Annotated in this window: 24 protein-coding genes; 11 read left to right on the forward strand and 13 right to left on the reverse strand. The window is 70.0% G+C overall.

Annotation, left to right across the window (positions count from 1 at the left end; translation table 11 throughout):
- Nucleotides 1–198: 198 nt before the first annotated feature.
- Entirely contained in the window at nt 199–1,614 is a 1,416-nt protein-coding gene (locus WME95_RS04085) for an RICIN domain-containing protein (protein ID WP_437907097.1), read from the forward strand.
- Between the two features lie 101 nt (nt 1,615–1,715).
- On the opposite strand, the gene WME95_RS04090 is transcribed toward WME95_RS04085, so the two are convergent.
- Nucleotides 1,716–2,495, reverse strand: coding sequence for an NAD(P)H-dependent oxidoreductase (locus tag WME95_RS04090; RefSeq protein ID WP_437907098.1), 780 nt, complete (start codon nt 2,493–2,495; stop codon nt 1,716–1,718).
- A gap of 145 nt (nt 2,496–2,640) precedes the next feature.
- Here WME95_RS04090 and WME95_RS04095 point away from each other — a divergent pair, with 145 nt between their 5' ends.
- Together WME95_RS04095 and WME95_RS04100 are read left to right on the forward strand one after the other, a co-directional pair.
- Nucleotides 2,641–3,546, forward strand: a complete 906-nt coding sequence (locus WME95_RS04095; protein WP_437907099.1) for a LysR family transcriptional regulator — start codon at nt 2,641–2,643, stop codon at nt 3,544–3,546.
- Between the two features lie 129 nt (nt 3,547–3,675).
- Nucleotides 3,676–5,034 carry an FAD-binding oxidoreductase gene (locus tag WME95_RS04100; RefSeq protein WP_437907100.1) on the forward strand — a complete coding sequence of 453 codons (1,359 nt, stop codon included), beginning with the start codon at nt 3,676–3,678 and terminating at the stop codon, nt 5,032–5,034.
- 57 nt (nt 5,035–5,091) lie between these two features.
- Here WME95_RS04100 and WME95_RS04105 read toward each other — a convergent pair whose 3' ends face one another.
- Nucleotides 5,092–5,685, reverse strand: coding sequence for a hypothetical protein (locus tag WME95_RS04105; protein ID WP_437549606.1), 594 nt, complete (start codon nt 5,683–5,685; stop codon nt 5,092–5,094).
- A 650-nt stretch (nt 5,686–6,335) separates the two neighbouring features.
- On the opposite strand from WME95_RS04105, the gene WME95_RS04110 reads away from it, so the two are divergent.
- From WME95_RS04110 to WME95_RS04120, 3 genes are all read left to right on the forward strand, one after another.
- The gene (locus WME95_RS04110; RefSeq protein ID WP_437907101.1) at nt 6,336–7,268 is read left to right on the forward strand and encodes an ABC transporter ATP-binding protein; all 933 of its coding nucleotides are present in this window, start codon (nt 6,336–6,338) and stop codon (nt 7,266–7,268) included.
- The gene (locus WME95_RS04115) at nt 7,265–8,104 is read left to right on the forward strand and encodes a hypothetical protein (RefSeq protein ID WP_437907102.1); all 840 of its coding nucleotides are present in this window, start codon (nt 7,265–7,267) and stop codon (nt 8,102–8,104) included. The genes WME95_RS04110 and WME95_RS04115 overlap by 4 nt, the downstream gene beginning before the upstream one ends.
- Nucleotides 8,105–8,193: 89 nt before the next feature.
- Nucleotides 8,194–9,327, forward strand: a complete 1,134-nt coding sequence (locus WME95_RS04120) for a hypothetical protein (protein WP_437907103.1) — start codon at nt 8,194–8,196, stop codon at nt 9,325–9,327.
- A gap of 77 nt (nt 9,328–9,404) precedes the next feature.
- On the opposite strand, the gene WME95_RS04125 is transcribed toward WME95_RS04120, so the two are convergent.
- From WME95_RS04125 to WME95_RS04140, 4 genes are all read right to left on the reverse strand, one after another.
- The gene (locus WME95_RS04125) at nt 9,405–9,791 is read right to left on the reverse strand and encodes a VOC family protein (RefSeq protein ID WP_437297839.1); all 387 of its coding nucleotides are present in this window, start codon (nt 9,789–9,791) and stop codon (nt 9,405–9,407) included.
- Nucleotides 9,792–9,844: 53 nt separating this feature from the next.
- Nucleotides 9,845–10,288, reverse strand: coding sequence for a helix-turn-helix transcriptional regulator (locus tag WME95_RS04130; protein ID WP_012233393.1), 444 nt, complete (start codon nt 10,286–10,288; stop codon nt 9,845–9,847).
- Nucleotides 10,289–10,357: 69 nt separating this feature from the next.
- Nucleotides 10,358–11,875 (reverse strand): M20/M25/M40 family metallo-hydrolase, encoded by a 1,518-nt coding sequence (locus WME95_RS04135; RefSeq protein WP_437907104.1) that lies wholly within the window; start codon nt 11,873–11,875, stop codon nt 10,358–10,360.
- A 78-nt stretch (nt 11,876–11,953) separates the two neighbouring features.
- The gene (locus WME95_RS04140) at nt 11,954–12,220 is read right to left on the reverse strand and encodes a hypothetical protein (protein ID WP_437907105.1); all 267 of its coding nucleotides are present in this window, start codon (nt 12,218–12,220) and stop codon (nt 11,954–11,956) included.
- 382 nt (nt 12,221–12,602) lie between these two features.
- Between WME95_RS04140 and WME95_RS04145 the strand changes: the two genes are divergently transcribed.
- Nucleotides 12,603–14,840: a prolyl oligopeptidase family serine peptidase gene (locus tag WME95_RS04145; protein ID WP_437907106.1), complete on the forward strand. Its 2,238-nt coding sequence runs from the start codon at nt 12,603–12,605 to the stop codon at nt 14,838–14,840.
- Nucleotides 14,841–15,085: 245 nt separating this feature from the next.
- On the opposite strand, the gene WME95_RS04150 is transcribed toward WME95_RS04145, so the two are convergent.
- The 5 genes from WME95_RS04150 to WME95_RS04170 form a co-directional block, all read right to left on the reverse strand.
- Nucleotides 15,086–16,171 carry an STAS domain-containing protein gene (locus WME95_RS04150; protein ID WP_437907107.1) on the reverse strand — a complete coding sequence of 362 codons (1,086 nt, stop codon included), beginning with the start codon at nt 16,169–16,171 and terminating at the stop codon, nt 15,086–15,088.
- Between the two features lie 288 nt (nt 16,172–16,459).
- Nucleotides 16,460–16,900, reverse strand: a complete 441-nt coding sequence (gene arsN2, locus WME95_RS04155) for an arsenic resistance N-acetyltransferase ArsN2 (RefSeq protein WP_437907108.1) — start codon at nt 16,898–16,900, stop codon at nt 16,460–16,462.
- The gene (locus WME95_RS04160) at nt 16,897–17,307 is read right to left on the reverse strand and encodes an arsenate reductase ArsC (RefSeq protein ID WP_437907109.1); all 411 of its coding nucleotides are present in this window, start codon (nt 17,305–17,307) and stop codon (nt 16,897–16,899) included. Before WME95_RS04160 ends, arsN2 begins: the two co-directional genes overlap by 4 nt.
- A 76-nt stretch (nt 17,308–17,383) precedes the next feature.
- Nucleotides 17,384–17,860, reverse strand: a complete 477-nt coding sequence (locus WME95_RS04165) for an ArsI/CadI family heavy metal resistance metalloenzyme (RefSeq protein WP_437907110.1) — start codon at nt 17,858–17,860, stop codon at nt 17,384–17,386.
- A 44-nt stretch (nt 17,861–17,904) separates the two neighbouring features.
- Nucleotides 17,905–18,210, reverse strand: coding sequence for an ArsR/SmtB family transcription factor (locus WME95_RS04170; RefSeq protein WP_437297850.1), 306 nt, complete (start codon nt 18,208–18,210; stop codon nt 17,905–17,907).
- Nucleotides 18,211–18,388: 178 nt separating this feature from the next.
- On the opposite strand from WME95_RS04170, the gene WME95_RS04175 reads away from it, so the two are divergent.
- Nucleotides 18,389–19,276 carry a transglutaminase-like domain-containing protein gene (locus WME95_RS04175; RefSeq protein ID WP_437907111.1) on the forward strand — a complete coding sequence of 296 codons (888 nt, stop codon included), beginning with the start codon at nt 18,389–18,391 and terminating at the stop codon, nt 19,274–19,276.
- A 54-nt stretch (nt 19,277–19,330) separates the two neighbouring features.
- Here the strand turns inward: WME95_RS04175 and WME95_RS04180 are convergent, their stop codons facing one another.
- A complete protein-coding gene (locus WME95_RS04180; protein ID WP_437907112.1) occupies nt 19,331–20,701 on the reverse strand; it encodes a glycoside hydrolase family 15 protein in 1,371 nt (456 codons plus the stop codon).
- A gap of 413 nt (nt 20,702–21,114) precedes the next feature.
- Between WME95_RS04180 and WME95_RS04185 the strand changes: the two genes are divergently transcribed.
- Nucleotides 21,115–22,017, forward strand: coding sequence for a LysR family transcriptional regulator (locus tag WME95_RS04185; protein ID WP_437907113.1), 903 nt, complete (start codon nt 21,115–21,117; stop codon nt 22,015–22,017).
- A 97-nt stretch (nt 22,018–22,114) separates the two neighbouring features.
- On the forward strand, nt 22,115–22,537 hold the full coding sequence (locus WME95_RS04190; RefSeq protein WP_437907114.1) for a DoxX family protein: 423 nt from the start codon (nt 22,115–22,117) through the stop codon (nt 22,535–22,537).
- Nucleotides 22,538–22,595: 58 nt separating this feature from the next.
- Here the strand turns inward: WME95_RS04190 and WME95_RS04195 are convergent, their stop codons facing one another.
- Nucleotides 22,596–24,353: a CotH kinase family protein gene (locus WME95_RS04195; protein WP_437907115.1), complete on the reverse strand. Its 1,758-nt coding sequence runs from the start codon at nt 24,351–24,353 to the stop codon at nt 22,596–22,598.
- A 566-nt stretch (nt 24,354–24,919) separates the two neighbouring features.
- Between WME95_RS04195 and hcp the strand changes: the two genes are divergently transcribed.
- Entirely contained in the window at nt 24,920–26,221 is a 1,302-nt protein-coding gene (gene hcp / locus WME95_RS04200; protein WP_437910947.1) for a hydroxylamine reductase, read from the forward strand.
- Nucleotides 26,222–26,229 lie beyond the last annotated feature (8 nt).

The raw sequence follows: 26,229 nt of genomic DNA on the forward strand, positions 1-26,229 counted from the left end.
GCGAACCTATCCACCCTGCGCGCGTCTCACCATTCATCCGCAGCGGCAGTGGCCGGTGCGGCGGCCCGCTGGGGAGCCTCGAGCGCGGGGCAAGCGACCCCGACCTGCGCAAGGGCAGCGTTGAGCCGTGAGAAGATGGCAGTTTCACTTGCTTGACAGGAAGAGGAGGACAAGATGAGATTCGGAACCAAGCAGAGCTTGCTTGCGGCGGCGACGGGCATCCTCGCTGTGTCGTGCGTCATCGGCCCCGACGAGGCGTACGACGCCGAGATCGAGGAGGCGGGCTCGCTCGAGGGCGCCATCACGATCGATACGAGCGCGGTCTACACGATCGTCGGCGTCCAGAGTGGAAAATGCGTGCAGGTGGCCGGAGGCAGCACCGCTGATGGAGCGGCCATGCAGATCGCCAGCTGCAACGGCTCGACGCGGCAACAGTTCCGCATGGAATCGGCAGGCGGCGGCTACTATCGCATCCGCAACGTGAACAGCAACCGTTGCATGGATGTCACGGGCGCCTCCACCAGCGACGGCGCCGCCATCCAGCAATACTCCTGTTGGACCGGGACAAACCAGCAATGGTCGTTCACGGACGTGGCCAGCGGCGTCGTGCGCCTCACCGCGCGCCACAGCGGCAAGTCGCTGGACGTCTACGGCCGCGGCACTGCGGACGGCACCGCCGTGATTCAATGGGCGTCGAACGGCGGCACCAATCAGCAATTCCGACTCACGCCCGTGGGCTCGGGAACCGGCGGTACCGGTAGCACCAGCGGCACCGGCGGCAGCGGTGGCTCCGGTAGCACCAGCGGCACCGGCGGCACCGGCGGCACCGGCGGCAGCGGTGGCTCCGGCGGCACGGGCGGCTCCGGTGGCGGCGGCGGCTCCGCCGGCACGCGCAGCGCCGGCTGCGGCATTCCCACCTCCTTCACCAGCGGTAACCGCACCATCAACGTCAACGGCACCACGCGCCAGTACGTGCTCGACGTTCCGGCGAACTACGACCCGAACAAGGCGTATCGGCTGGTGTTCGGCTGGCACTGGCGCGGCGGATCGGCCAACGACGTCGTGAACAACGGGTACTATGGGCTCAAGGCGCTGGCGAACGGCAGCACGATCTTCGTCTCGCCGAACGGCATCGACAACGGATGGGCCAACACGGGCGGGCGCGACATCGCCTTCGCCCGCGCCATGGTCGACTCCCTCAAAGCCAACCTGTGCGTCGACACGAGCCGTGTCTTCTCGACGGGGTGGAGCTTCGGGGGGATGATGTCGAACGCGCTCGGCTGTGATATGCCCGACGTCTTCCGAGCTATCGCGCCGATGTCCGGCGCCCTCTACAGCGGCTGCAACCAGTCCAACACCCAGCCCGTCGCCGTCTGGATGTCGCACGGCCTGTCCGACAGCGTCGTCCCCGTCTCGGCCGGAAGGGCGGCGCTCGACGTCTTCGTGCGCAAGAACGGCTGCAGCACCCAGACGAGCCCCGTAGGTTCCAACTCGTGCGTCGCCTATCAAGGGTGCCGGGACGGATACCCGGTGCATCGCTGCGAGTTCCCCGGTGACCACCAGACGCCGAGCTTCGCGAGCTCGTCCATCTGGAACTTCTTCTCGCAATTCTGACCTCGCGCCCCGCCGACGCGGCGGCTCGGGCGGCGGCTGACGCGCCCGCCCGAGCCGCCGCGTCGCCCGTCCCTCTTCACGCCACAGCCTGCGGGCGTGAGCTATGTCCGGTGCAGCCTCAAGCCCTGCTGCCCAGCGCCGCCGAGCCCCTCCCTCAGCTTCATCGACGGGATCTCGTAATCGCCGTGATTCTGCGGTCGGTAGGCGATCGGCCTGTCGACGAACAGCCGCTCGAGGCGCCGATCGAGGTCGATCGCGATCGCCTGGAATCGCTCCTCGTTCATCCGCTCGGCGCGGTAGACGACGAAGGGATCCAGCACCGAGAAGCCGGGATAGAAGAGGATGCCGTGCTGGATGGGAAACAGCAGGTCGTCCATCGGCCCGTTGATGCCGCGCTCCGAGTAGTGGTCGGCCCAGCCGCCGGCGGTGAGCGCGAGCATGGCGCGCTTGCCGGCGAACACGCCCTCTCCGTAACGATCGCCCCAGCGCCGGTCCGAGTGCTCGCCGACGCCGTAGGCGAAGCCGTGCGCGAAGACGCGCTCGACCCAGCCCTTCAGGATCGCCGGCATGGAGAACCACCAGAGCGGGAACTGGAGGATGACGGCGTCGGCCCAGAGGAGGCGCCGCTGCTCCTCGGCGACGTCCGGCGTCTGCGTGCCCTGCTCGAACGCGCGGTGGGAGGCGTCGATGACGCGCAGGGGGGCGCCCGCCGGCTCGGCCGGGAAGTCGACGCCGTCGAGCGCTGCCTTCCAGCCCTGCGCGTAGAGGTCGGAGACGAGCACCTCGTGCCCGGCGGAGGTGAGCGTCGCGACCATCCGGTCGCGGAGCGCGCCGTTCAACGAGCGCGGCTCGGGATGCGCGTAGACGATGAGGACCTTCATGGCATGTCCTTTCCGAGGAGCGTGTTCGTCTCCTCCTGCAGTGAATCAGCGGATAGGCCCGGGTGCGGCCGGGTGGATGCCCAGGAAACTAGGTCTCTCCCCGGCATCGTTGAAGTCACGGTTCTTCTGTGCTGCTATCGACCCGGTGGATAGCAGCCGCCTCGACCTGAACCTGCTCGTCGCGCTCGACGCGCTGCTCGCCGAGCGCAACGTGACGAGGGCTGCAAGGCGCCTGAACCTCAGCCAGCCGGCGCTGTCTGCGCAGCTCCAGCGGCTGCGCGAGCTGCTCGGCGACCCGCTGCTGGTCCCCGCGCAGCGCGGCATGACGCCCACGAGGCGCGCGCTGGAGCTGCAGGCGCCGCTGCACGAGGCGCTGGAGGGCGTGCGCGCCGTGGTCGCCGCCGGCGCGGGCTTCGATCCCGCGACGTCCGAGCTGACGGTCGCGATCGCCGCGTCCGACTACGTGCAATATGCGCTGTTGATGCCGCTCGCCTTCCAGCTCCGGCGCGAGGCGCCGGGCGTGCGGCTGGCGTGGCGAGCCCTCGACGTCGCCCAGCTCGCGGGCCAGGTGGAGCGCGGGGAGGTGGACCTCGCCGTGCTGACGCCCGAGCTCGCGCCCGAGCACCTGCGGACCAGGAAGGTGCTCGACGAGCGCTTCGTCGTCATCGTCCGGCGCGATCACCCGCTGGTGTCCCGCACCATCAGCCTCGACCAGCTCTGCGCGCTCGACCACGTGGTGGTGAGCCCGCGCGGCGGCGGCTTCACCGGCGCGACCGACGCCGCGCTCGCGGCGCTCGGGCGCGAGCGGCGGGTGGTCCTGTCCGTGCCCTCGTTCCTCATGGTGCCAGAGCTCGTGGCGCGCTCGGACATGGCGGCGCTCGTCCCCGAGCGCCTGGCGCGCGACCGCGCCGACCGGCTGGAGCTCCTTCCGCCCCCCGTCCCCGTGCCGGGCTTCACCATCGTCATGGCGTGGCACCACAGGACAGCCAGGCACCCGGCGCTCACCTGGCTCCGGGACCGGGTGCGATCGCTCGCGGGGGATGTTCGATGATGGCGCCGCTCGCCGCGGCGAGGCCGGCGAGGCGGGTCGCGGGCTGTCACCCGTTCGGCAAGCCGATGGCGGTAACGTGAAGTCGGCAGCAACGCTCCTCGGGGCGCACCTCTCGGAGTTCTACGGCATATGAACCCGCTCGATGAACTTGCACTTATCCTGGGCGACGGCCTGGTGACGGATCGGGACGTCATGGAGGGCTATCGCCGCGATCAGGCCCTGTGGGCGCCTGGCGGCTGGCCCGTCGCGGTGGCGCGGCCTGCCTCGACCGCCCAGGTGCAGGCGCTGGCGCAGTGGGCGACCCGGCACCGCACCGCGCTGGTGCCGCGCGGCGCCGGGACCGGGGTGGCCGGCGGCGCGACCGCCAGCGACGGCTGCGTGGTGCTGAGCTTCGAGCGCATGAACCGGATCCTCGCGATCGACGAGGCGGCGATGCTCGCCGTCGTCCAGCCGGGGGTGCTCAACGGCGAGCTCAAGGCCGCCGCGCACGAGCGGGGGCTGTGGTATCCGCCCGACCCGTCGAGCTACGCCGTCTCGACCCTCGGCGGCAACGTCGCCACCAACGCCGGCGGCCTGTGCTGCGTGAAATACGGTGTCACGTCCGATTACGTGCTCGGCCTCGAGGCGGTCCTCGCCGACGGGACGGCGCTCCGCACCGGCGGCCGGAGCCGCAAGGACGTCGCAGGCTACGATCTGACGCGGCTCCTGGTCGGCTCCGAGGGCACCCTCGCGCTGATCACCGAGATCACGCTGCGTCTGCGGCGGCGGCCCCCGCCGGCGACCACGCTCGTCGCGACGTTCACCTCGCTCGAGGCCTCGGGCCGGGCGGTCGCGACGATCGTCCGGTCGGTCGATGCGTCGATGCTCGAGATCATGGACCGCACGGCCCTCCGCGCCGTCGAGCGCTACCGCCCGCTCGGCCTCGACACCGAGGCTGCCGCGATGCTGATCGCGCAGAGCGACGCGCCCGGGGCCGCCGAGCTCTCCTGCATGCAGGAGGCCTGCGAGGCCGCCGGCGGGACGGTGGTCGCCACCACCGACGACGAGAGCGAAGGGCAGATGATGCTCACCGCGCGCCGCCTCGCGCTCACGGCGCTCGCGGAGCTCGGCACGGTGCTTGTCGACGACGTCGCCGTGCCGCTGCCGCAGCTGCCGGAGATGTTCCGTCGAATCGAGGCGATCGCCGCCGCGACGCAGACCACCATCGCGACGGTGGCGCACGCGGGCGACGGCAACCTTCACCCTCTTGTCGTGTTCGATGGAAAGGACGCCGCGGCCGAGGCGCGCGCGGTCGCCGCCTTCAACGAGGTGATGGCGCAGGCGCTCGAGCTCGGCGGCACGATCACCGGCGAGCACGGCGTCGGCACGCTCAAGCGCGGCTTCCTTGCCCGCCAGCTCGGCGCGGCGTCGCTCGCGCTGCACCGCCGCATCAAACACGCCTTCGACCCGGGCGGCATCCTCAACCCCGGAAAGGTGATCGACGGCTGACGTGGCGTCGTGTCCGCGCAGCGCGGCGGCGCCTCGCGCTGCGCGGCGCCGCCGCGATCAGAGCCCGGTGTAGATGGTGGCGAAGGAGGCCGCCTCGCCGCGGAGCAGCAGGCTGAGACGCGGGTTCGGCACCTTGAAGGTGTGAATCTTGGCGTTCCGCACGTCGAGCACCGCGAAGGCGCCGCCCGGCGTGCTCTCCGCGAGACCGTTCATCAGCAGGTTCAGCACGACCGAGACGCGCTTGGACGACAGCGGCTCCCCGCGGAAATACATCTTGATGACGTGGGGCGTCCCGTCGATGACGAGCCCGAGCTCCGGATTGACGTTGATCTCGAGATCGCCCAGGCGGTACGTCGACGCCGGCGGCTCGAACCACGTCATCTTCGCCGAGGCGAGGAACTTGCGATATCCATTCACCACCGACGGGTAGATGCGGCGGCGCCGCTCGTCGTGCTGCGCGGCCAGGAAGCCGTCGAGCACGCTGGTGGGCTCTCCGCTCCTGTGCATGTCGACGATCGCCTCTCGCACCTGCCTGTAAAAGTCCGTGTAGAGCTCGTCCTTCCGTTCCTTGAACTCCCTGACGCCGGTCAGCTTGGGCGTCCCGGCCTTGAGGACGAAGTCGACAAAGTACGTGAGCGAGATCTTTTCCATGAAGTCTCCTGCAAAACGAAGCATTCGGGCGCGCCACTGACACGCGTCGTACGAGAGACACGCCGTCGCGCCGCGTCCTTGGTGTCTACCATGGATAGTCATCTTCGACCCGTCGGGAAAGGGATCGGTCGGACGGACATTGTCCCAACCTGTCGAGGGCGGACGGATGCGCTGCTTGTCGAAAAATGTTCGTGATTACGAGTATTTACGCGTGTGGTCGGGCGCGGTTCCCCCGGCGGCGCGGGGCCCCTCCTGGCCGCGCGAGTGGCCATGACGGGAGGAGGCGCGCGCGGCAAAGGTAATCGACAGAATCCAGCTGTTCTCCAGGGGATCTCCTGTGGAGAACCCCTGTGGAGAACTGGAGAGGTCGGGGTGTGATCGAGGCGTGGACCCGGTCGGACATGGTCTGTCATAACCATGTGCTCCTTGGCACTTGACGCTGCCCGCGGGCGGAGGATGGGGCCGGAACGCCTCCGGAGCGTCTGGACTTCCCGCTCCCTCACGATGGGTTTTGCTCTGAACCTGTGTTTTCGAGGTCGACTCGGCGCGCGCCTGGTCGCGCCGTCGCGAGGGAAAGATTCCTGCCCCGCTCTCCCTCGCCTCGGGCATTCCGCTTGCGTGCGGCGGTCGGCCGGCCAGACTACGCCGCCGTGCTGGCCATCGAAGCGTCCTCCGTGAGGAAGGTCTACCGCGGCTTCTTCCGCCGGAGCGGCGGACAGACGGCGCTCGCGGGCCTCGACATCGCCATCCAGCGCGGCGCCGCGTTCGGGCTCATCGGCCTCAACGGCGCGGGCAAGACGACGTTCATCAAGACGCTGCTCGGCGTTGTGCGCCCCACGAGCGGCACGGTGCGCGTGCTCGGCGGCGAGCCGGAGGACCCGGGCGTGCGCGCCAGGATCGGGTACCTGCCGGAGCGGCTCTTCTTGCCCAGCGCGTTCACGCCGAGGCAGTTCCTCGCGAGCGTGGCCCGCATGAAGGGCCTCTCGCCGGGCGAGGGCGCGCTGCGCGCGCTGGTCGAGAGGGTGGGGCTCGGGGTCGACTCGGACCGCAAGATCGGCGGGTTCTCGAAGGGGATGCGGCAGCGCCTCGGGCTCGCCGCGGCCTTGCTCGGGCAGCCCGAGCTGCTCGTGCTCGACGAGCCCACCGACGGCGTCGATCCGCTCGGCCGCGCCGAGATCCGCAGGATCCTGGGCGAAGAGCGCGCGCGGGGGGCGACCTTGTTCCTGAACTCGCACCTCCTGTCGGAGACCGAGCGCATCTGCGACCGCATCGGCATCCTCGCGGGCGGGCGGCTCGTGCGCGAGGGGGCGCTCGTCGAGCTGTGCGGCAGCGAGACGGCGTACCGCGTGCGGTTCGCGGACGGCGCCGACGCGGCGAGGCTCGCCGCGCTCGGGTTCCGCGCGATCGACGGGGAGGGCGGGTGGCGCCTGGAGGCCGAGAGCCCCGCGGCGCTCAACGAGGCGCTCGATCAGGCGCGGCGCGCCGGCGCCCTGCTCGTCGAGCTGTCGCGGGACCTGCGCGACCTGGAGGACGTGCTGGCGGAGGCGCTGGGCGCGGGCGGCGCCCGCGGAGGTGCGGCGTGAGGGCGGCGCTGAGCGTCGCCGGCGACCTCCTGCGCGAGGCCTCGTCGCGGCGGTGGTTCCTCGCCCTTGGCATCGGCGTCACGATGGCGCTCGTGGTGATCGGGAGCGCGCTGCAGCTCGAGGTGGTGGACGGCGCGCTCGCGGCGACGCGGCTCTTCGGCAAGGAGCTCGGCCGCGGCGAGATCCGCTCGGTCGACGTCGCGCTCCGCTACGTCGGCCGCGCGCTGGCGTACGTGCTGTTTTACGGGGGGCTCGCGTTCGGGATCGTCTCCTGCGCCGATTTCGGCCCGAGCCTGCTGGCGCCGGGGCGCATCGAGCACCTGCTCTCGCTGCCCGTGCGGCGGTTCGAGCTCCTGCTCGGCACGTTCCTCGGCGTGCTCGCGCTCTCGCTCCTCAGCACGCTGTACGGCGCCCTCGGGATCACGGTCATCTTCGGGCTGAGGGCGGGCGTGTGGATGGCGAGCCCGATCGTGGCGGCGCTCCTCGCGAGCGTGACGTTCGCCGGCATCTACGGGGCGATGCTCACGACCGCGGTGATGGTGCGGAGCGCCGCGCTGTCCGCGGCGGTGGGGATCGCGCTGTTCATCGCCGGCATCGTCGCGGGGTACCGCGAGCAGCTCGACTCGTTCTTCGAGCCTGGCCTGGCCCGCGGGGCCTTCCGCGCGGCGACGCTCGTGTTGCCGCGGGTGTCGGCGCTCGCCGACGCGTCGGCGGACATCGCGGTGGCGACGGCGATCAAGGGGGATGTGCTCGCCAGCCAGGTGGCGGGGCTGCTCCTCTTCGGCCTGGCCGCGCTCGCGGTGGGCGTCCACGTGTTCGAAGAGAAGGATTTCTAGGGTGGAGCGGCGATGCTGGACGAGGCGGTGAGCGATCGACATCGGCAGATCCGCGGCGCCTCTGCGGGGGTGACGACCCGATGAGACCGATGAAGAAGCGGGGTGTGTGGCTCGCGGCGGCGATGGTCCTGCTCGCGCTCGCCGCGTGGCTGATGTCGCGCGGTGACAAGGAGAAGCCCACGGTCCGGCCCCGGAAGATCGAGTTTCCGCGCTATCCGAAGCCGGCGGAGATGGAGCGCGCCAGCCGCCGCCGCACCCTGCCGCCGCTGTCTGCCCCGCCGCCCGGCGTCGAAGCGCCGCAATGGACGCGCGACCCGGTGCTCGCCGCCCTGCCCGTCGATCCGAAGCACTCGGCCATGGTGTTCGAGATCGAGGCGCTCAAGGAGTCGCCGATCATGCAGATCTGGCTCGATTGCATGCTGTCGCGCGGCGAGGAGCGCGCCGGCGTCGCGCGCCTGAAGGACCGATTCGGGATCGACGTGCTGGAGGACGTGGAGCGCGTCGCCTCGTCGAGCGCGGGGCTCATGGTGCTCCAGGGATCGTTCGAGGGCGCAAAGTTCGAGCGCGAGCGATGGACCACGCGGACGTACGGGGAGAAAGGCATCCTCTACGAGGAAAAGGACACGGGCAGGGTCGTCGCGACGTGGGGGCCTGACGTCCTGCTCTTGAACCCGCGCGCCGAGCCCGATCTCGTCGAGGACGCGATCGATCGACTCGAATCGACCGATCCCGCGCAGGGCTCCATCCTCCAGGAACACCAGGCCTACAGCGACGTTTATGGAGTGCTGTCGCCCGACGATCTCTCGAAGATGCTGGCGTCGGAGCAGGACGAGCTCGCCGAGCGGATCCGAGAGACCGTCCAGCGGGTGGAGATCCACGTCGACGCCTCGGAGGACGTCGCCGTCGTCGCCGAGGTCGCCGGCCCCCCTGGCCAGGAGATGGAGGACCTGTCGAAGCTGTTCGGCGCCGCGCTCTCCATGGGGCGGCTCAACGCGAAGCGCGAAGACAATGACGTGCTCGCCGAGCTGCTCGACCACGCGCGGGTGGAGACGCAGGCGCGGCGCGCTCCCTGGGCGAGCAAGCCGGGGGAGCAGCGCTTCTCGGTCGACGTGGCGCTGCCCGTCGAGCTGCTGAAGAACCTCGGCCCGTGCCGTCGAGACCGGCCCGAGCCGGAGCGCGACATCAAGGCCGAGCCCGAGCCCGAGCCAGCGCCGACGCGGTGACGCGCGCAATGCCTCGCGAGCCGCGCGTCCCTGGATGATACCCTGTCAGGGCCGGGGATGGCCCTGGCGATGGGGTATCAGAGCGGCTGATACAGCTGGATCAGGTTCCCGCAGGTGTCCGAGAACACCGCGATCATGACCGGGCCCATCGGGGTGGGCTCCTGGGTGAACGCGACCTGGTGCTCCTTGAGGCGAGCAAACTCGGCCTTGAGGTCCGACACCTCGAACGCTGTGAGCGGGATGCCCTGCGCGAACATCGCCTGCTGGAACGTCTTGGCCGCCGGGTTGGCGTTCGGCTCCAGCACGAGCTCCACGTCGTCGGGGCCCTCCGGCGAGACCACGGTGATCCACCGGTACTCGCCGACCGGGAAATCGTTCTTCTTCTTGAAGCCGAGCACCTCCGTGTAGAACGTGAGCGCGCGTGTCTGGTCCTCGACCATGATGCTGTTGAGCTTGATCCTCATCGATCGCCTCGCTGAGCTGACGGTTCGGGCCGACTCTGCCAGGGCCGCCCGGCTCATGCTTCTCGAAAACTGCGAAACGCGCCCGGCGGCAGCCGGCCCATCAGGGTGAGACAGCCGGGGACGAGCTCCCACGGGAGCCTCCCCGGCACCTGCACCATCGCGCGCACGCGGCGCCGGTACGCCGACGGCGGCACGCCGATCCGCTGCGCGAACAGCGCGCTGAAGCTGCCGAGGCTGGAGAACCCGACCTCCATGCACACGTCGGTCACCGAGTGATGTCCAGCCGCCAGGAGCTGCTTGGCCAGATCAAGGCGCCGCCGGATGCGGTACTGGTGCGGGGTCACGCCGAACACCGCCTCGAACTGCCGGATGAAGTGGTAGGGCGAGATCGCCACCTCCCGCGCCACGTCCTCGATCGACAACCTCGACTCGCGCACCTCGGAGAGCAGGTCCCGCGCCCGGCAGAGGTTCCTGAGCGCGTCGTGTCCGAGCAGCATGGCCGGCGACCAGGATAGAGCGTGGCGGCGGCTGGCTCAAGCGACCCACCGGAGGGGCGCGCGAGGGCCTCAGAGCGCGAACAGAAAATCGACGAAGGAGCGGGTCGCGCCGTCGAGGCCGAGGTACTTCTTGCCGGCGGCGGGCTCGATGACGAAGTATTCGTCCTTGGCGTGGGCGCCGGAGCCGTGGCCGAGGCCGACGTGGCCGGCGGGGAGCTCGAGCGGCTTTCCCGTGAAGAGGTAGCCGGGCCAGGAGCCGGCGAGGCGCGGCCAGATCACCGGGGCCAGGCCCGCGGCCTTGTAGACGGCGAGCTGGGTCTGGATGGGCGGCGCCTCGAGCGCGGTGTCCGTCGGGTCGTAGCTGCCCATGTTCTTGATAGCGATGTCCTTGTAGCCGCGCCTGTCGAGGTGCTTGCGCAGCTTGGCGAGCACGTCCGTTGCGGTCATGTCCGGCACCAGCCGGATATCCATCTTGGCGAAGGCGCGGTGCGGCAGGATGGTCTTGGAGCCCTCGCCGATGTAGCCGGCGTAGAGGCCGTCGATGTTCACCGACGGGCGCGAGACGTAGCGCTCGAGCATGGCGCGCTCGTCGAGGTCGTTCACCCACCTGTCGACCCCGAAGACCTTCTTCCAGTCGGCGTCGTCCCAGCGCGCCGACAGGTCGTCGAGCAGCTTCTTCTGCTGGCTCGAGACCGGGCGCACGGCGTCGGTGATGCCGTCGATCATCGGCTCGTTGCCGTCCGCCGAGACCAGCGTGCCGAGCGCCTGCACCAGCCGCCAGGCCGGGCTGTCGACGACCACCTTCATGCTGGAGTGGATCTCCCCGCCGCGCGGGCCGCGCCCCCACGCGTCGCCGCTCGCCTCCAGCTCGACGTAGACGATGCCCTTCGCGCCCAGGACGACGTTGACCGTGCCCGACAGCGATTGGTCCGCCGCCGGCATCATCACGCCCTGGCATTTCTCGAGCGCCTTCATCACCTCATCGTTCCGCACCACCTGCGAGAAATGCGGCGAGCCGAGCTCCTCTTCCCCCTCGGCGACCACCACCAGGTTGACCGGCAGCTTCAAGCCGGCGGCGCGCACCGCGTGCAGCGCGGCCAGGAACGCCCCCTGCGGTCCCTTCTGGTTGACCGCGCCGCGCCCCACGATGACCTTGCCGACGTCCGCCTTGTCGACAAGCCTGGCCGCGAAGGGCGGGGAGGACCACTCCTTCTCCTCCACCGGCTGGACGTCGTACATGAAGTAGAAGCCCATGGTCTGCTTCGCGCCGGCGTCGAGCGTCGCGAAGATGCCCGGATGCCCGTCGGTCTTCATCTTCTTGACCGTTCCGAAGCCGGCGTCGCGCAGGAGATCCATCGTCAGGTCGCAGCACTCGGCGATGCCTACGTCCTGCGCCGAGATCGATGGCTGCTGGATCCAGCGCTGGATGCGCTCGATCGACGGCCTCCGCTGCTCGGTGATCTTGTCGTATACCGGTGAGAGGTCGACAGCCTCGCCGCGCGCGCCCCTGGCGAGGCGGGGAAACGAGGCGAGCAGTCCGGAGGCCGCGGCGCCGGCGATGAAGGTGCGGCGATCGATGTCCAGCATGGCGCGCAGCTTAAAGCGCGCCGGCCGGGAACGGTCCTCCCCCCGCTTTCATGGACACCCCTCGTTGCGCGACAGGGATCAGCCTCTGACCTCTTCGTCCTCGCCTTCCGGAGGCGGAGGGCGCTCGCCCGCGGCGACCTGGAGCTCGCGGACGATCGAGAGGAGCGCTGGACAGCAGAAGCGCTCGACCACGGAGCCGTCGGGCGCGAGCTCGAAGCTCGGCGGCTCGCCGTGCACCGGGCAAGCCACTTCGGCGTACTTCGATTCGAGATCTTTAAGGACGCTCTCGTCGACCTCGCGGACCTCGCCGTTCGCAGCCGCCCCTTCGTTCGCGTAAGTTGACATGCGGCGCACGGTAGCACGAAGGGCGCCGCGCCTCGCGCGCTGCCCGGGTGCCAGGGCGACCTCTGCCATCGATGCAGGGACGCCGGCGCCCACCGGCCTCAACCATCGAGGCGCCGCGACCAGAGCGGCCGCCCGAGATCAAGAGGACAAAATAGCAGCGCCGCCGGGCGCCTCGGGGGATTAGGCGGAGGCCGCCGGCGGAGCTGGTCGAGGGTTAAGCATTCTCCGTACCAGGTACACCCTTCGGAAAATCCCCTACTTATGTCTCGGGCGCCGATCGGGCGGGTTTCGATTGTGCGAGGAGCCGGCTTGCACGGTTGCAGGATCGCGACGGCGCTCGCCCTCTTCCGTGACCGCCCTGTCGCCGGCTAGCGTCGGGTACATGACCCGCCTGCGTACGACCTCCGCCCTCACCCTGACGCTGTCGCTGCTCGCGGCGTGCAGCGCCCCCGCGTCGAGGCCGCTGGACAGGCCGGCCGCGACCCCGCCGCCGCACGCCGCGCCGGCAGCGCCCTCCGGACCGGGGCGGCTTCCTTATCCAGCGACCGCGAAGCGGCCCGTGGCGAGCGAGTACCATGGCACCCGGGTCGTCGACGACTACCCGTGGCTGGAGGACGGGAGCTCCCCCGAGGTGGAGCGCTGGGTCGCCGAGCAGAACCAGCTCTCGCGCGCCTACCTCGACGCCGTGCCGGCGCGCGGCGCCATCCGGGCGCGCGTGCAGGAGATCCTGTCGGCGACCTCCGCGAACCACTACGCGCTCGAGGAGGCCGGCGGGCAGAGCTTCGCGCTCAAGGACCAGCCGCCGAAGCAGCAGCCTTTCCTCGTCGTCCTGAGGTCCGTGAACGACCCCGCCTCCGCGCGGACCCTCGTCGATCCAGAGGTCATCGACCCGAAAGGGCACACGGCCATCGACTGGTTCGTCCCGTCGCGCGACGGCAAGAAGGTGGCTGTTTCCCTGTCCGAAGGCGGCACCGAGAGCGGGACCGTGCGCGTCTACGACGTGGCGACGGGCAAGGAGACGGGCGACACCGTCCCTTACGCGAACAGCGGCACCGCGGGCGGCAGCCTGGCGTGGACTGGCGACGGCAAGGGGTTTTACTACACAAGGCACCCTCGGCCCGGGGAGCGCCCCCGAGAGGACATGGGCTTCTTCCAGCAGATCTACTTCCACAAGCTCGGCACGCCGGACAAGGACGACAGGTACGCGCTCGGCACGGAGTTCCCCCGCATCGCCGAGGTGGAGCTCACGACGAGCGAGAGCGGCAAGCTCGTGCTCGCCAGCGTGCAGAACGGCGATGGAGGCGAGTACTGGCATTATCTGCTCGACGCTTCGGGCAAGTGGGCGCGCTTCGCCGACCTGCCCGACAAGGTCATCCGGGTCGTGTTCGGCGCCGACGACCGGCTCTACCTCCTGTCGCGCAAGGACGCGCCGCGCGGCAAGGTGCTGCGCCTCTCGCCGGGCAAGCTGGACCTCGCCAGGGCGGAGCTCGTCGTGCCGGAGAGCGAGGCGGTGATCCAGGACTTCTTGCCCACGACAGGGCGGCTCTACGTCCGCGATCTGCTCGGCGGCCCGTCGCAGGTCCGCGTCTTCGATCCGAAGGGCAAGGCGCTCGGGACGGTGCCGATCCCGCAGGTCTCCTCGGTGCGGCAGCTCGTGCGCACGCAGGGCGACGACATGCTCTTTCGCGGCGTGAGCTACACCGAGCCGGCGGCCTGGTTCGCGTACTCGGCCAGGGACGGCAAGGTGACGAAGACGGCGCTCGCGATGACGGCCCCTGTCTCCTATGCCGACGTGGAGGTCGCCCGGGAGGCGTGCACCTCGAAGGATGGGACCAAGGTCCCCCTCAACATCCTGCGCCGGAAGGGCACACCCCTCGACGGGACCGCGCCGGCGCTGCTCACGGGATACGGCGGCTACGGGATCAGCATGGCTCCCGGGTTCAACCCGCTCTGGCGGCTGTGGTTCGACCAGGGAGGGGTGGTCGCGATCGCCAACCTGCGCGGCGGCGGCGAGTTCGGGGAGGCGTGGCACCGCGGCGGCAACCTGACGAAGAAGCAGAACGTCTTCGACGACTTCGCGGCGTGCGCGCGGCACCTCATCGACGGGCGCGTCACGAGCCCGGCGCGGCTCGCCATCCGCGGCGGCTCGAACGGCGGTCTGCTGATGGGAGCGCTGCTCACGCAGCACCCGGAGATGGTCAAGGCGGTCGTGTCGCACGTCGGTATCTACGACATGCTCCGGGTGGAGCTCACGCCGAACGGGGCGTTCAACGTGACCGAGTTCGGCACAGTGAAGGACCCCGAGCAGTTCAAGGCCCTTCACGCCTACTCGCCGTATCACCACGTCAAGGACGGGACCGCCTATCCGGCGACCCTGTTCCTGACCGGCGCCAACGACCCGCGGGTGGATCCATGGCACTCGCGGAAGATGGCGGCGCGGATGCAAGCGGCCTCGTCGGGCTCGGCGCCCATCCTGCTCCGGGCGAGCGGCTCGACGGGCCACGGGGCCGGGACACCGCTCTCCGAGGAGATCGAGGAGCAAGCCGACGTGTTCGCGTTCCTCTTCAAGGAGCTCGGGCTCGGCGCCCCGCCCGCCAAGGACGGCGCGGCGCCCCGGTGAAGGAACGGCCGCGGCCGCCCCCGCCCGGGGCGCGCCGCCCGCTCACCGCGGGCGCGGTGAAGACCTGACCGGTCGGGACGGGTGGTGTCGCCTCGGGCGGGCCTGGAGCGGCACGCCGGGCGCAGGGGACGGCGCCGCTGCGAGCGCTGCGAGCGCTGCGAGCGCTGCGAGCGCTCGACAGCTTGATGGTGAACAGCAGAGCATGGGTCCGCCCGCCGCGCCGTTTGCTGTGGCCGGGCGAGCGCTCACCGCTTGCGAAACGGAGCCTCTCCACGGGGCAGCGCCGCCGGCCGATGCGGCTCTCCACGGGGCAGCGCCGCCGGTCGATACGCCTCTCCACGGGGCAGCGCCGCCGGCCGATGCGCCGCTCCCCGTTCGCCTCGCTCGGGCGCGTGCGCCGCGACGGTCGTGCTCCGATGCGCCGCGAACGCCGCGCTCCGCTGCGCCGCCCCACGGCGCGCGGCGAGGGCCCGGGTCAGCCCCTCGGCCAGCGTCGCCGCGGTGTCGAGGCCGCCGAGGTCGACGCCCAGCTCGACAAGCGTCTGCGCCAGCGCGGGCGAGACGCCCACCAGCGTGCAGGACGCGCCGAGCAGCCGCGCTGCCGACGCCGCCCCGACGAGCTGCGCGGCGGCCCGGGCGTCGAGCGCCGGCACGCCGGTGATGTCGAGCAGCACCTGCGCCGCCTGCTGCGCGGCGATCGCCTCGAGCAGGCGCTCCAGGAGCGCGCTGGCCCGCGCGTCGTCGATCATGCCCACGATGGGGAGGCAGAGCACGCCGTCCGCGACGCGGATCACCGGGACGCTCATCGCCTGGATCGCGTCCCGCTGCGCCGCGATCACCCGCACCGTCTCTTCGAGCTCCCGGTTCCGCGCCTCCAGCGACGCCTGGAGCGCCCGCTGCTCCTCGAGCAGGGCCTCGTATTTGTGCTGGATCTCGGCCGCCTCCGGGACGGCGAACTGGAACAGCACGCCCTCGAACCCGTCCCCGGCGTCGCGCACCGGCACCCCGAAGGAGCAGACCCACACCGCGCCGCCCTTCTTGCCCGTGAGCTCCTCGACAAGGTCGGTGTCGTAGCTGATCGGCGGGATCGCGACCTCCTCGCCGCGAAAGAACCGCTCGATGTGCGGCATGATCCCGTTCTCGGCGAGCTGCCGGTCCTCCAGCATGTTGTATTTCAGTTGCAAGAACTCCTCGGCTGGGGCTCGCCAGAGCGCTTCCCAGCCGGCGTTGACGGCGTGGGTCCTGCCGACGGGCTGGTGGATCGACACGCTGAGGCAGCGCGCCGCCATCAGCGCGCGCCATCTGCCTGCGTCCGCCCGCAGCGATTCCATCTCCTGCTCCATCGCCTCCAGGCGGCGAGCCAGCTGAGCGCTATCGCCGTCCCCCTCGTGTCCCATATGCCCGAGTGTTCCCCGAGCGGCGCCGGGCTGTCCAGCGCCGCACGCTGCAAGGGCTCGCTGAAGGAAGGTGGCGTGTTTCTCTCGACCCAGGTCACGCTGCCGATCCTTCTCGAGAGCGTGCAAGAGGGGGGCGTCGCCATCACGGCGGCGTCCGAGGGCCGAGCCTGACTCCGCCCCGAGGAGCGGACCCAGGAGCCAAAGCTGCGCGGCTTCCTGGCCTCACAAGCGGAGCAGCAGGCAGGCCGCCGAGGCCGGGCAGGCGCCGGCGAACTCCGGGGAGGCGGCGAGGTCGGCTGGAACCGCCTCGCGCGGCGTCGAGGCGAAGCCGAGCGCCCGGAAATAGTCCTCGGCGGTCGTGGTCAGCAGGTAGACGGCCTCGAGCGACTCCACCCGCGCCGCATCGATGCGGTTGGCGACGAGAGCCCGGCCGAACCCTTGCCCGTGAAGCGTCCGCACCACGGCCACGGAGCGCAGCAGGCCAACTCGCCCGTACGTCTCGAGCCCAGCTACGCCGACGAGCTCCAGGCTGCGCCGCAGGACCACGTACGCGGCGGGGAACTGGTCGAGCAGGCCGGCCGTCGGTAGCTCCGCGCGGACAAGCAGCCCCCGAACCACGTCGAGATCGCCCGACGCAGCCGGCTCGATCTTCGCGTCGCTCAACGCCACCCCTCGGCCGCGATGAGCGCCTCGACGCGCGCCTTCACCTCGTCGCGAATGGCACGGACGCGCTCCAGCGGCTTTCCCTTCGGATCCTCCAAGGGCCAGTCGTCGCGTCGCGCGCCTGGGACCGTCGGACAAGCTTCGCCGCAGCCCATCGTGATCAGCATGTACGCGTCCGCTGCGAGCGCGTGCGTGAGCTTCTGCGGCGTCGACTCGGACAGGTCGATCCCGACCTGGTGCATCACCTCGCGCACCTCGGGGTGAACGCGTGAGCCGGGCTCGGTGCCGGCGGAGATGGCGCGCGCCTTCGAGCGGTTGACCAGGGCGTTGAACCATGCTGCGGCCATTTGCGATCGGCCCGCATTGTGGACGCAGGCAAAGAGGATCAGCTTCGGTGTGGCTGTCATGACGTGCGGGCCTCCTCTCGTGGAACGACGACATCGGATGCGCGCTGGGGCAGGTTTGGCGGCCCTTCGGGTGAGATCAGCGCGCTGCATCGCCGAGCTTCGCGGGGGCGCAGCAGGCAGGCGCGCAGCACGCCGCCTCGCTCTTCTCAGGCTCGCTCCTCGCAGGCTGGCTTCCCATCACGTCCGCGTCGCCCTTCACCACGAACACCTCCCACGAGTTGCCGTCGGGGTCCTCGATCCAGACCTTGTCCTGCACCGCATAGCAACACGCGGTGTCCTCCTCCGTGAAGGTCTTGAGCTCGGCCGCCTCAAAGGCGCGTTTGGCCTCGAGCACGTCGTCGGTGCTCGCGACCTGGATGCCGAAATGGCTCGCGTTCACGCCCGTGCGCGGCGCCTCTTGCATCGTCAGGTTGAGGGCAGGCGACGCAAGGTCGAACTTGGCGTAGCCAGGTCGACGCTTCGCGGCGCGCACACCGAATGCCTTCTCGTAGAACGCGACCGAGGCATCGATGTTGGAGATGTTCAGCGAAACGTGAGGCTTGAGGACGTTCATCTCAGGTACTCCTTCCAAATTTTTAGAAATAGTGGAGAAAAAAATTAACAGCAACTCTTCCCGCGCTTGCAGCAGTCCTCCCAGATGTAGTCCGTGAGGCCGCGAAGCGCCGCGTAGTCGGCGCTGTAGTAGTGGAACGTTCCTTCTCCGCGCGTTCTTAGAACGCCAGCGTCGACGAGCCGCTTCAGGTGATGGCTCAGCGTGGACGCAGGCATGTGCATGTGCGCCTGGATCTCGCCTGCGGATGCGCCGTCGGCGCCGGCTTGCACCACGAAGCGCAGAACCGCGAGGCGGACGGGGTGACCGAGCGCGGCCAGTTGTTCAGCGTGGCGCTCCAGTGTCGAGGGCACGCACTACTTCTACGGATCTAGAAGTACTGGCGCAAGGGGCTTCTTCCAAAAAAATCGAAGCTGTCAACGCGGCCGCTCGGACCGCGCCCTGCGCGGTGTTCGTCCGGATCGAGAAGTGAAATTCCTTAGCGCGAGTGATATCACCACCCCGGACGGCCGACCTCGTGGAGAGAGAACGATGACGACCACCCGAGAGATCCTCGATTTCTACACGCGCCCAGCGCCAATGACGTCCGGCGGCGCGCACACGCCCCGGTTCGACGAGCTGCCGGGCGACGTGGCCTCGCTCGTGCGCGTCGTGCAGGGCCTCTTGCTGCACGTGCACTGGGCGCAGGCCTATGGCGTGGAGCTCTCGGACGAGCGCCGCGCCGAGTCCCACCTCCGCCCGACGGACCGGAGGCTGGATCGCCTTTTTGCCCACGACGATCGGCCGCTCTCCGCCGCCCGGCCGCTCGACACGCGCCTCGTCGGCTCCTGCCGTGACTTCACGGTGCTCCTGGTCGCCTTTCTGCGCGCCAAGGGGATCCCTGCCCGCGCCCGCTGCGGCTTCGGCGGCTACTTCCACGCCGGCGACTTCGTGGACCACTGGGTCTGCGAGCACTGGAACGCCGCCGAGGAGCGCTGGGTCCTCGTCGACGCGCAGATCGACGACGTTCAGCGGGCGGCGCTGAAGCCCGATTTCGATGTGCTCGACGTGCCGCGCCACCGCTTCGTGGTGGCGAGCGACGCCTGGGCGCAGTGCCGCGCCGGGGAGGCCGATCCGTCGAAGTTCGGGATGTTCGACATGCGCGGGCTCTGGTTCATCAGCGGCAACGTCCTGCGCGATCTCGCGGCGCTCAACAACATGGAGATGCTGCCGTGGGACGACTGGGGTCCGATGATCGGACCCGACGAGCCGCTGCGGGACGACCAGCTCGCGCTGTTCGACCGGCTCGCGGCGATCACCCGCTCACCCGACGCGCGCTTCGCCGAGCTGCGCCAGCTCTACGAGGGCGACGAGCGCCTGCGGGTGCCGGCGGTCGTCTTCAACGCCGTGCTCAACCGTCAGGACAACGCGCTGACCTGACCTGCGTCGAACCTCGCCGCCGGGCACCTCTCGCACGAGCGCGCCGCGCTCCGGCTACCCGTGGCGGCTCGGAAAATCGCCCACGGCGGCCTCGCGCGCCCTGACCGCGCTCCGGAAGGTCGCGTAACTCCAGCTCAGATCGCTCACGCTGCATTCGTACCCGTTGTCGCGATCGAACTGCTCGCTCAGCTGGAGGCGATCGGAGTGGTAGATCACCGCCTCGAGCATCCTGTCGCCCGCGTCGATCAGCTTCGCCGCGATGTCCGGATCGGCGGGATCGCTGACGCCCACCTGCGCGAAGAACTTCTGCGTCGTGGCGTTCACGAGCACGGCGCCGGGGGAGCTCTTGATCTTCGCCGCGAGCATGAAGTAGAGCTCCGCGAAGTTGCACGTCGTGAGCGCCCACGGGTGACCGGCGTCCGGACCGTGATCCGACAGGTTGCCGTCGTACGTGTCCTCAGGGTACCGCCCGATCATCGGCCCCCTGCTCCGAGGCAGCGCCCGATCGGCGTCGTTGATGCGGTACCGCCGGTCGCCCTGGGTGAACGCCTCGCGCACCAGCGCGGCCGTCGAGAGCAGCACCGGGTCCGCGCAGTTCGTGGAGCCGTAGACGGCCGACATGACGACATCCACGTTGAGCGTCGCTCCCCTGCCTTCGACGGGCCTGCCGTTCGGCCCCGTGATGGACGCGTAGTACGGCTGCCCTTCGTACGTGCCCTGGTGCGTCGCCATCTGGCTGCCCAGCCACTCTGCGGCCGCCCACATGTCGTTGATGTACGGAGAGAGCCCGTGCTCGTCGGCGCGGCTGATCAGCGAGAGGAACGCCTTTCGCTGCACGGAGCGGGCATAGAAGCTGAACCCGGCCGTCTCCTCCCAGAGGTTGTGCGTCTGCTCCTTGTAGGCCGAGAGGAGGTACCGGGTGTCCTTCTCGATGATGGACCTGGCCGTGGCGAGCGCCTGCAGCGAGAGCCGATCCTCGATGGCGAGGAGCGACAGGATGCGGTGCGCCGGGCCGTCCGTCTGCGAGGTCCAGTTGTCGCGCACGGTGCCGTCGATGTGGAAGCACGCCAGCGCGAACCTGCTCGCTCGCTCGGCGTTCTCCTGGCACAGCGCCGAGAACATCGTGTAATCCTCGCAGATTGTCCGCGCCGTGAAGACCGGGTTGTCGAGCGCCTCCGGAATGCAGATGGCCGCGTCCCGGATCCAGTGGTGCACATAGTCCTGGTCGGTCTGACCCCTGTCGTCCGGCAGGGACGGGGACGCGAGCACGCACCCCTTGACGGACTGCATCGCGCCCTTGCTGAAGACCCAGGTCCCCGTCGCGATGTTCCGCAGGAGGAGCACCTGCATGTACTTGCTGATCGCGTCGAACGATACGGACGAGACATCGACGCTGGTGCTCAGGTAACCGAATGAACTGGCCATGGGACCCCCTCTCTCTCGTGGTTGGTTCCTTTATAGCGGGGCGCCGATCCGTGCGCTACGCGCGATCGCGGCGAGGTGGTGTGGGAGGCCCTGCTCGAACGCCGTCTTGTTGCTATCCGTCCGCATGCCGGGCACAGGGCTTGCCCCTGTCGTGCAGGGATCCCGCGCGCGGAGCGACGCCACGACCGGCGGCGCCGGCGCGTCGAGAGCAGGCGTACCGCGGTCGCGCGCCGCGTCACGCGGCCAGCCGAGCGTCGCGGCGTCGTCGCCTGGTCTCCTCTGAACGTCGCGCTCCGCGAGGAGGCCCCGGCCGCCCGCCGCGCGGCGCCGCGTTGGCCGGGCCGTGGCCGGCGGCGCCGATCCCGGGATGTTCGCTGTTGCGAACAATCCGCCCCGCCGCGCACAGTGGGCGCATGGTCGACCCGCTCTTCGACGATCTGCCCGCCCTGCTGTGCTTCGCGCGCGTCGTGGAGCGCCGCTCGTTCACGGCGGCCGCGGCGGAGCTCGGGGTGTCGAAGTCGATGGTGAGCACCCGGGTCGCGCGCCTGGAGGAGCGCCTCGGCGAGCGCCTGCTCGTTCGCACCACGCGAAAGCTCACCGTCACGGACGCCGGCATGAACCTCTATGCGCGCTGCGCGCGCGTGCTCGAGGAGGCCGCCGCCGCGGTGCGGGGCGCGTCCGACGCCGACCGGGGCCGCATCCGGCTCAACGCGCCGGTCAGCTTCGCGCAGATGTACCTGGCGGAGCCGCTCGCGCGGTTCCTCCGGGCGAGCCCGGGCGCGCACGTCGAGCTCATGCTGAACGACCGGCTCGTCGACCTGGTGGAGGAGCGCGTCGACCTGGCCATCCGGATCACGAAGCTCAAGGACTCGAGCCTCGTCGCGCGCCAGCTCGCCACGACGGCGCTGCACGTGGTCGGCGCGCCTGCGTACCTCGAGCGGCGGGGGCGGCCCGAGCAGCCGGGGGATCTCCTGCACCACGACTGCCTGCGCTACGTCCACCTGCGCGTCGAGGACGAGTGGCGCTTCTACGGGGCCGGCGGGCGCATCTCCGTCCCCGTCTCCGGCCCGCTGACGGCGAGCAACGGGACGGCGCTCCGCGAGGCGGCCGTGTCCGGGATCGGCCTCGCTGTGCTGCCGCGCTTCATGGTCGACGAGGATCTCGCGGCCGGGCGCCTTGTCACGCTGCTCGACGCGTTCGCGCCCCGGCCCATGGGCATCTACGCGGTGCACGCCGCCGGCCGGCGCCCGCCCGCGCGGGTGCGGCGGCTCATCGAGCACCTGGCGGCCGCGTTCCGCGGGATCTCGTGGGCGTAGCGGCAGATCGTTCTCCCCGGAGAACAATTCGTTCCCGGGCGCGCTCTACCGTGGCGCGGCGCCGGGGCTTACTGCTTGGGTCATGGAGGCATCACCCATGAACCGTGTCGAAACGATCCTCTCCGTTCCCCGCTCGGCCGAGCTGGCCGCGCTGATGTTGCGCCTCGGGCTGGGCGCCGTGTTCCTGGCGCACGCGCTCGCCAAGCCGCTCGTGTTCACGTTGCCGGGCACCGTCGCGTTCTTCGCGGCGAGCGGCTTCCCCGGCTGGACGGCGTATCCCGTGTTTCTCGCCGAGCTGATCGGCGGCGCGGCGCTCCTCGCCGGGCTCAGGACGCGCCTTGTCTCGCTCCTGCTGCTGCCGGTGATGATCGGCGCGCTGCTCGTGCACCTGCCGAACGGCTGGATGTTCGCCGGCCAGGGGGGCGGCTGGGAGTACGTCGCCTTCCTGATGATCGCGCTCGGCGCGCAGGCCCTCCTCGGCGACGGCGCGTTCGCCGTGAGCCGGCTGCAGCGCGGCTAGCGCCTCGCCGCGCACGGTCGGGGAGGGCCGCGCGATCTGCGCGGCGGCCCGCGCCGCGTCACGGCAAGTTGGCGTCCATCCAGGCGAGCCGGGCCCGCAGGAAGTCGCGCATGCTCTGCAGCTGCCCCTCCCACGTCGGCGCGGTGGGGCCGCCGAGGAAACCCTCGCTCGACTCGATGATGCTCGACACCGGCCACTTGGCGAAGTCGCGGACCACGGCCTGCGAGAGCGGCGCGCTCAGCTGGTTCATGCGCTCCTCGATCGCGGCCTCGGACAGGTGCGTCTGGCGAAGGGCCGTGTAGCGCGCCTTCACCTGCGCCATGAAGCTCGGATCCGCGGTGAGCTTCTGGTACCAGTTGTTGACGTTCCTCGTGCCGCTGAAGCGCCAGCCGGTGTCGTTCTCCGATTGCGGCGTCGCGCTCTGGGCGCCCACCCCGCCGAGCGCGAAGTTGTAATCCCACAGCGGCCCGGCCTTGAGCTTCTGATCGCGATCCTTGAAGTAATACGCGCTCCGCACGTACGCGTCCACGTTGAGCGTCAGCTCGCTGATGATCAGGTAATCGATGAACGACGGCACGTCGATGTACGACGCGTAATCGCCGATCGGCGTCTGGTGGATGCTGTCGTGGAACTGCTGGATGTACTGCGTCAGCCAGGTCGCCTGCTCGTCGTTCAGGGGATCGGGATCCACGACCTCGAGATCGATCCAGCACGTGCCGCCCTCGTCGGGACGGGGACCGCCGCCGCCGAAGCTGAACGACGGGAGGGGATCCGATCCGGTGCAGGCGAGCTTCGGCTCCTCGGCGGCCGCCTGGTCGAACTTGAAGATGTAGCCGCCGCTGATGTCCGGCAGTGCCCGGTCCGTCTCCTTGAGCTCCTTGAGATCGGTGCGGACCTTGTTGTTCTTGATGGTCTCGGAGATCCAGTAGATGCCCTGGTAATCCGCCTCGCCCACGACGCGCGCGTCGTAGTTCAGATAGACCTCGGCTAACTCGACCCGTGGCGCCTGGAGGCCCATGTCGCGGCCGAGGCTGTAGGTGAACGGATTGCGGATCAACGTGCGGTCGTAGTAGGGAGGGATCAGCGCCCAGTCCGAGTCGGCGGGCATGCCCAGCACCGGGTAGTCGAGGTCCTTGTCGTCGTTGCCCCACAGCTCGAGCTTGTACGGCGTTTGCGGGAAGTTCCGCGACGACTGACCGCGCACGTGGTACCCGCCGCGCATCGCCAGCGTGGGCAGCGACGCGATCGACGCGACGCCGTTGACCGGCTCCCAGACCATCACCGCCGCGTCGAAGTAGACCTCCTTGTCCGTCGGCTTGCCCATGCCGTAACCGTCCATGATCACGATGGGAAGATCGGAGGTCGCGTCGAAGGTGCGCGCGATGTAGAGGCCTGTGCTCGCCGCGCCGCTCGCGGCGCCTCCCACGAACGCCTGCGCGCGGACCTGCGTCGTGACGGTGAGGGTCACGGGCTCGCCCGTGTACAACGTGGAGGATGCGGTCGGCAGCAGCCCGTCCAGCGTGTAGCGGATCTCGGCCCCCTCGATGGGGGTGGACATCCCCACCTGGATCTGATCCCTGAACGTCTGGCTGGGCGTGGAGAACGACACCTCCCCGGTCAGGGAGGGGGGAGGCGCCGCGGTGCCGTCGCCGTTGCCCCCGCCGTTGCCGTTGCCCCCGCCGTTGCCGTTGCCCCCGCCGTCGCCGTTGCCGCTGTTGCCGTCGCCAGCCGGTGCCTGGCCGCAGGCAACGCTCAGCGAGATCAGGGCGAGCGAGATGGAACGGTGAAACCGGGCAATGCGCCCTCGTTTGACCATGACATGATTTTCCACTGCGACCTCATTCAGAGTTCAAGGATCCTCCATTCTACTGGCACACAGGGCTGCAGCGCTATCCGTTTCGGGCGCGGCGACTCGAGCGGCCTCGTGTCCCGGCGGGGAGCAGCTCACATCTTGTAAAACGTCGCGTGTGAACGTGGATCATGGGGTAACGGCAGCGCCAGCTGGGATTGGAATGGCGGCATGGTCGCGTGGGCAGGTCGACCTCGCCGCCGAGACGCTTCGTCTCCCTGAGCTGAACAGGATCAGCGCACGTCAGGCGCGTCCCTGGCGAGCGGCGCAATCTCTCTTCGAGCCGCTCTCGCGCACCGTTTGCACCCCTACGCCATGATTGCGCCTCGGCCGGCGCGGGGCAGCGCCGGAGAGCCCGGCCTTGTCCCCTTCTGGCCTCCCGGGATCCGGGGCGAGCCGCCGGCACGAACGTTGATTGGCCTCGTGGCCGCCGAGGACGCGCCCTGCGCGGCCGCGCTGCGGCCCACGCGCGCTCTCCGGCCGGCGCCCGCGCAGGGCGCGTGGGCCCACAACCCTCGAGGTCCGTCATGACCATGTTCTGCAACCAGTGCGAGCAAGCATCCCACGGGACCGGGTGCACCACGGCCGGCGTCTGCGGCAAGGACGAGGACGTGCAGTCGCTCCAGGAGCTCTTGATCTACGGCCTGAAGGGCGTCGCCGCCTACGCGCACCACGCGCGAAAGCTCGGCATGCGCGACGAACGGGTGAACGGCTTCCTCGAGGAGGCGCTCTTCTCCACGCTGACCAACGTGAGCTTCGACCCGGAGGCGCTCCTCGAGCTCTGCCTGGAGTGCGGCCAGGTGAACCTCCTCGTGATGAGGATGCTCGACGAGGGCCACCGCATGCGCTTCGGCGAGCCGCAGCCGGCGATGGTCCGGGAAGGCACCGTGGCGGGGCCGGGGATCCTCGTCTCGGGGCACGATCTCTCGGACCTCGCCGAGCTGCTCCGGCAGTGCGAGGGGACGGGCGTGAGGGTGTACACCCACGGCGAGATGCTGCCGGCGCACGCGTATCCGGAGCTCGCGGGCCACCCGAACCTCGTCGGCCACTACGGCTCCGCGTGGCAGCATCAGAAGGCCGAGTTCCTGGCGTTCTCTGGGCCGATCCTGATGACCTCGAACTGCGTGCTCATCCCGAAGGAGGCCTACCGCGATCGCCTGTTCACCGCCGGCGTCACCGCGGTGCCCGGCGGCCGGCGCGTGCGCGGCGGCGACTTCTCCGAGGTCATCCGGGCGGCCCTCGCGAGCCCGCCGCTGCCCGACCACTTCGTCCGCGAGACCGAGGTCGGCTACCACCACGAGGCGATCCTCGCGCACGCTGGGGCCATCGTGGAGGCGGTGAAGGCCGGGAAGATCAGCCGGTTCTTCTTGATCGGCGGCTGCGACGGCCCCGAGGCGGCGCGCAGCTACTTCACGGACTACGCCGCGCAGACGCCCCGGGACTCGTTCATTCTGACGCTCGGCTGCGGCAAGTACCGTATTCGCAACCAGGACCACGGCACCCACCTCGGCCTGCCGCGGCTGCTCGACATGGGGCAGTGCAACGACGCCTACGGCGCCCTCCGCGTGGCCGGCGCGCTCGCCCAGGCGCTCGGCTGCGGGGTGAACCAGCTGCCGCTCACGCTGGTGATCTCGTGGCTCGAGCAGAAGGCCGTGGCGGTGCTCCTCACCCTGCTCAGCCTGGGCGTGAAGGGCATCGTGCTCGGGCCGCGCCTGCCGGCGTTCCTCACGCCGAACGTGCTGCGGCTGCTGCAGCAGCGCTACGATCTCCGGCTGACCGGCAGGGCGCCGTCGATGGACCTGCTGCAGCTCCACCGGGCGCCCGCGAGCGCCTGAGCGCGAGG

It is taken from the genome of Sorangium sp. So ce327 (assembly GCF_051530205.1).
Taxonomy (GTDB): Bacteria; Myxococcota_A; Polyangia; order Polyangiales; family Polyangiaceae; genus Sorangium; species Sorangium cellulosum_B.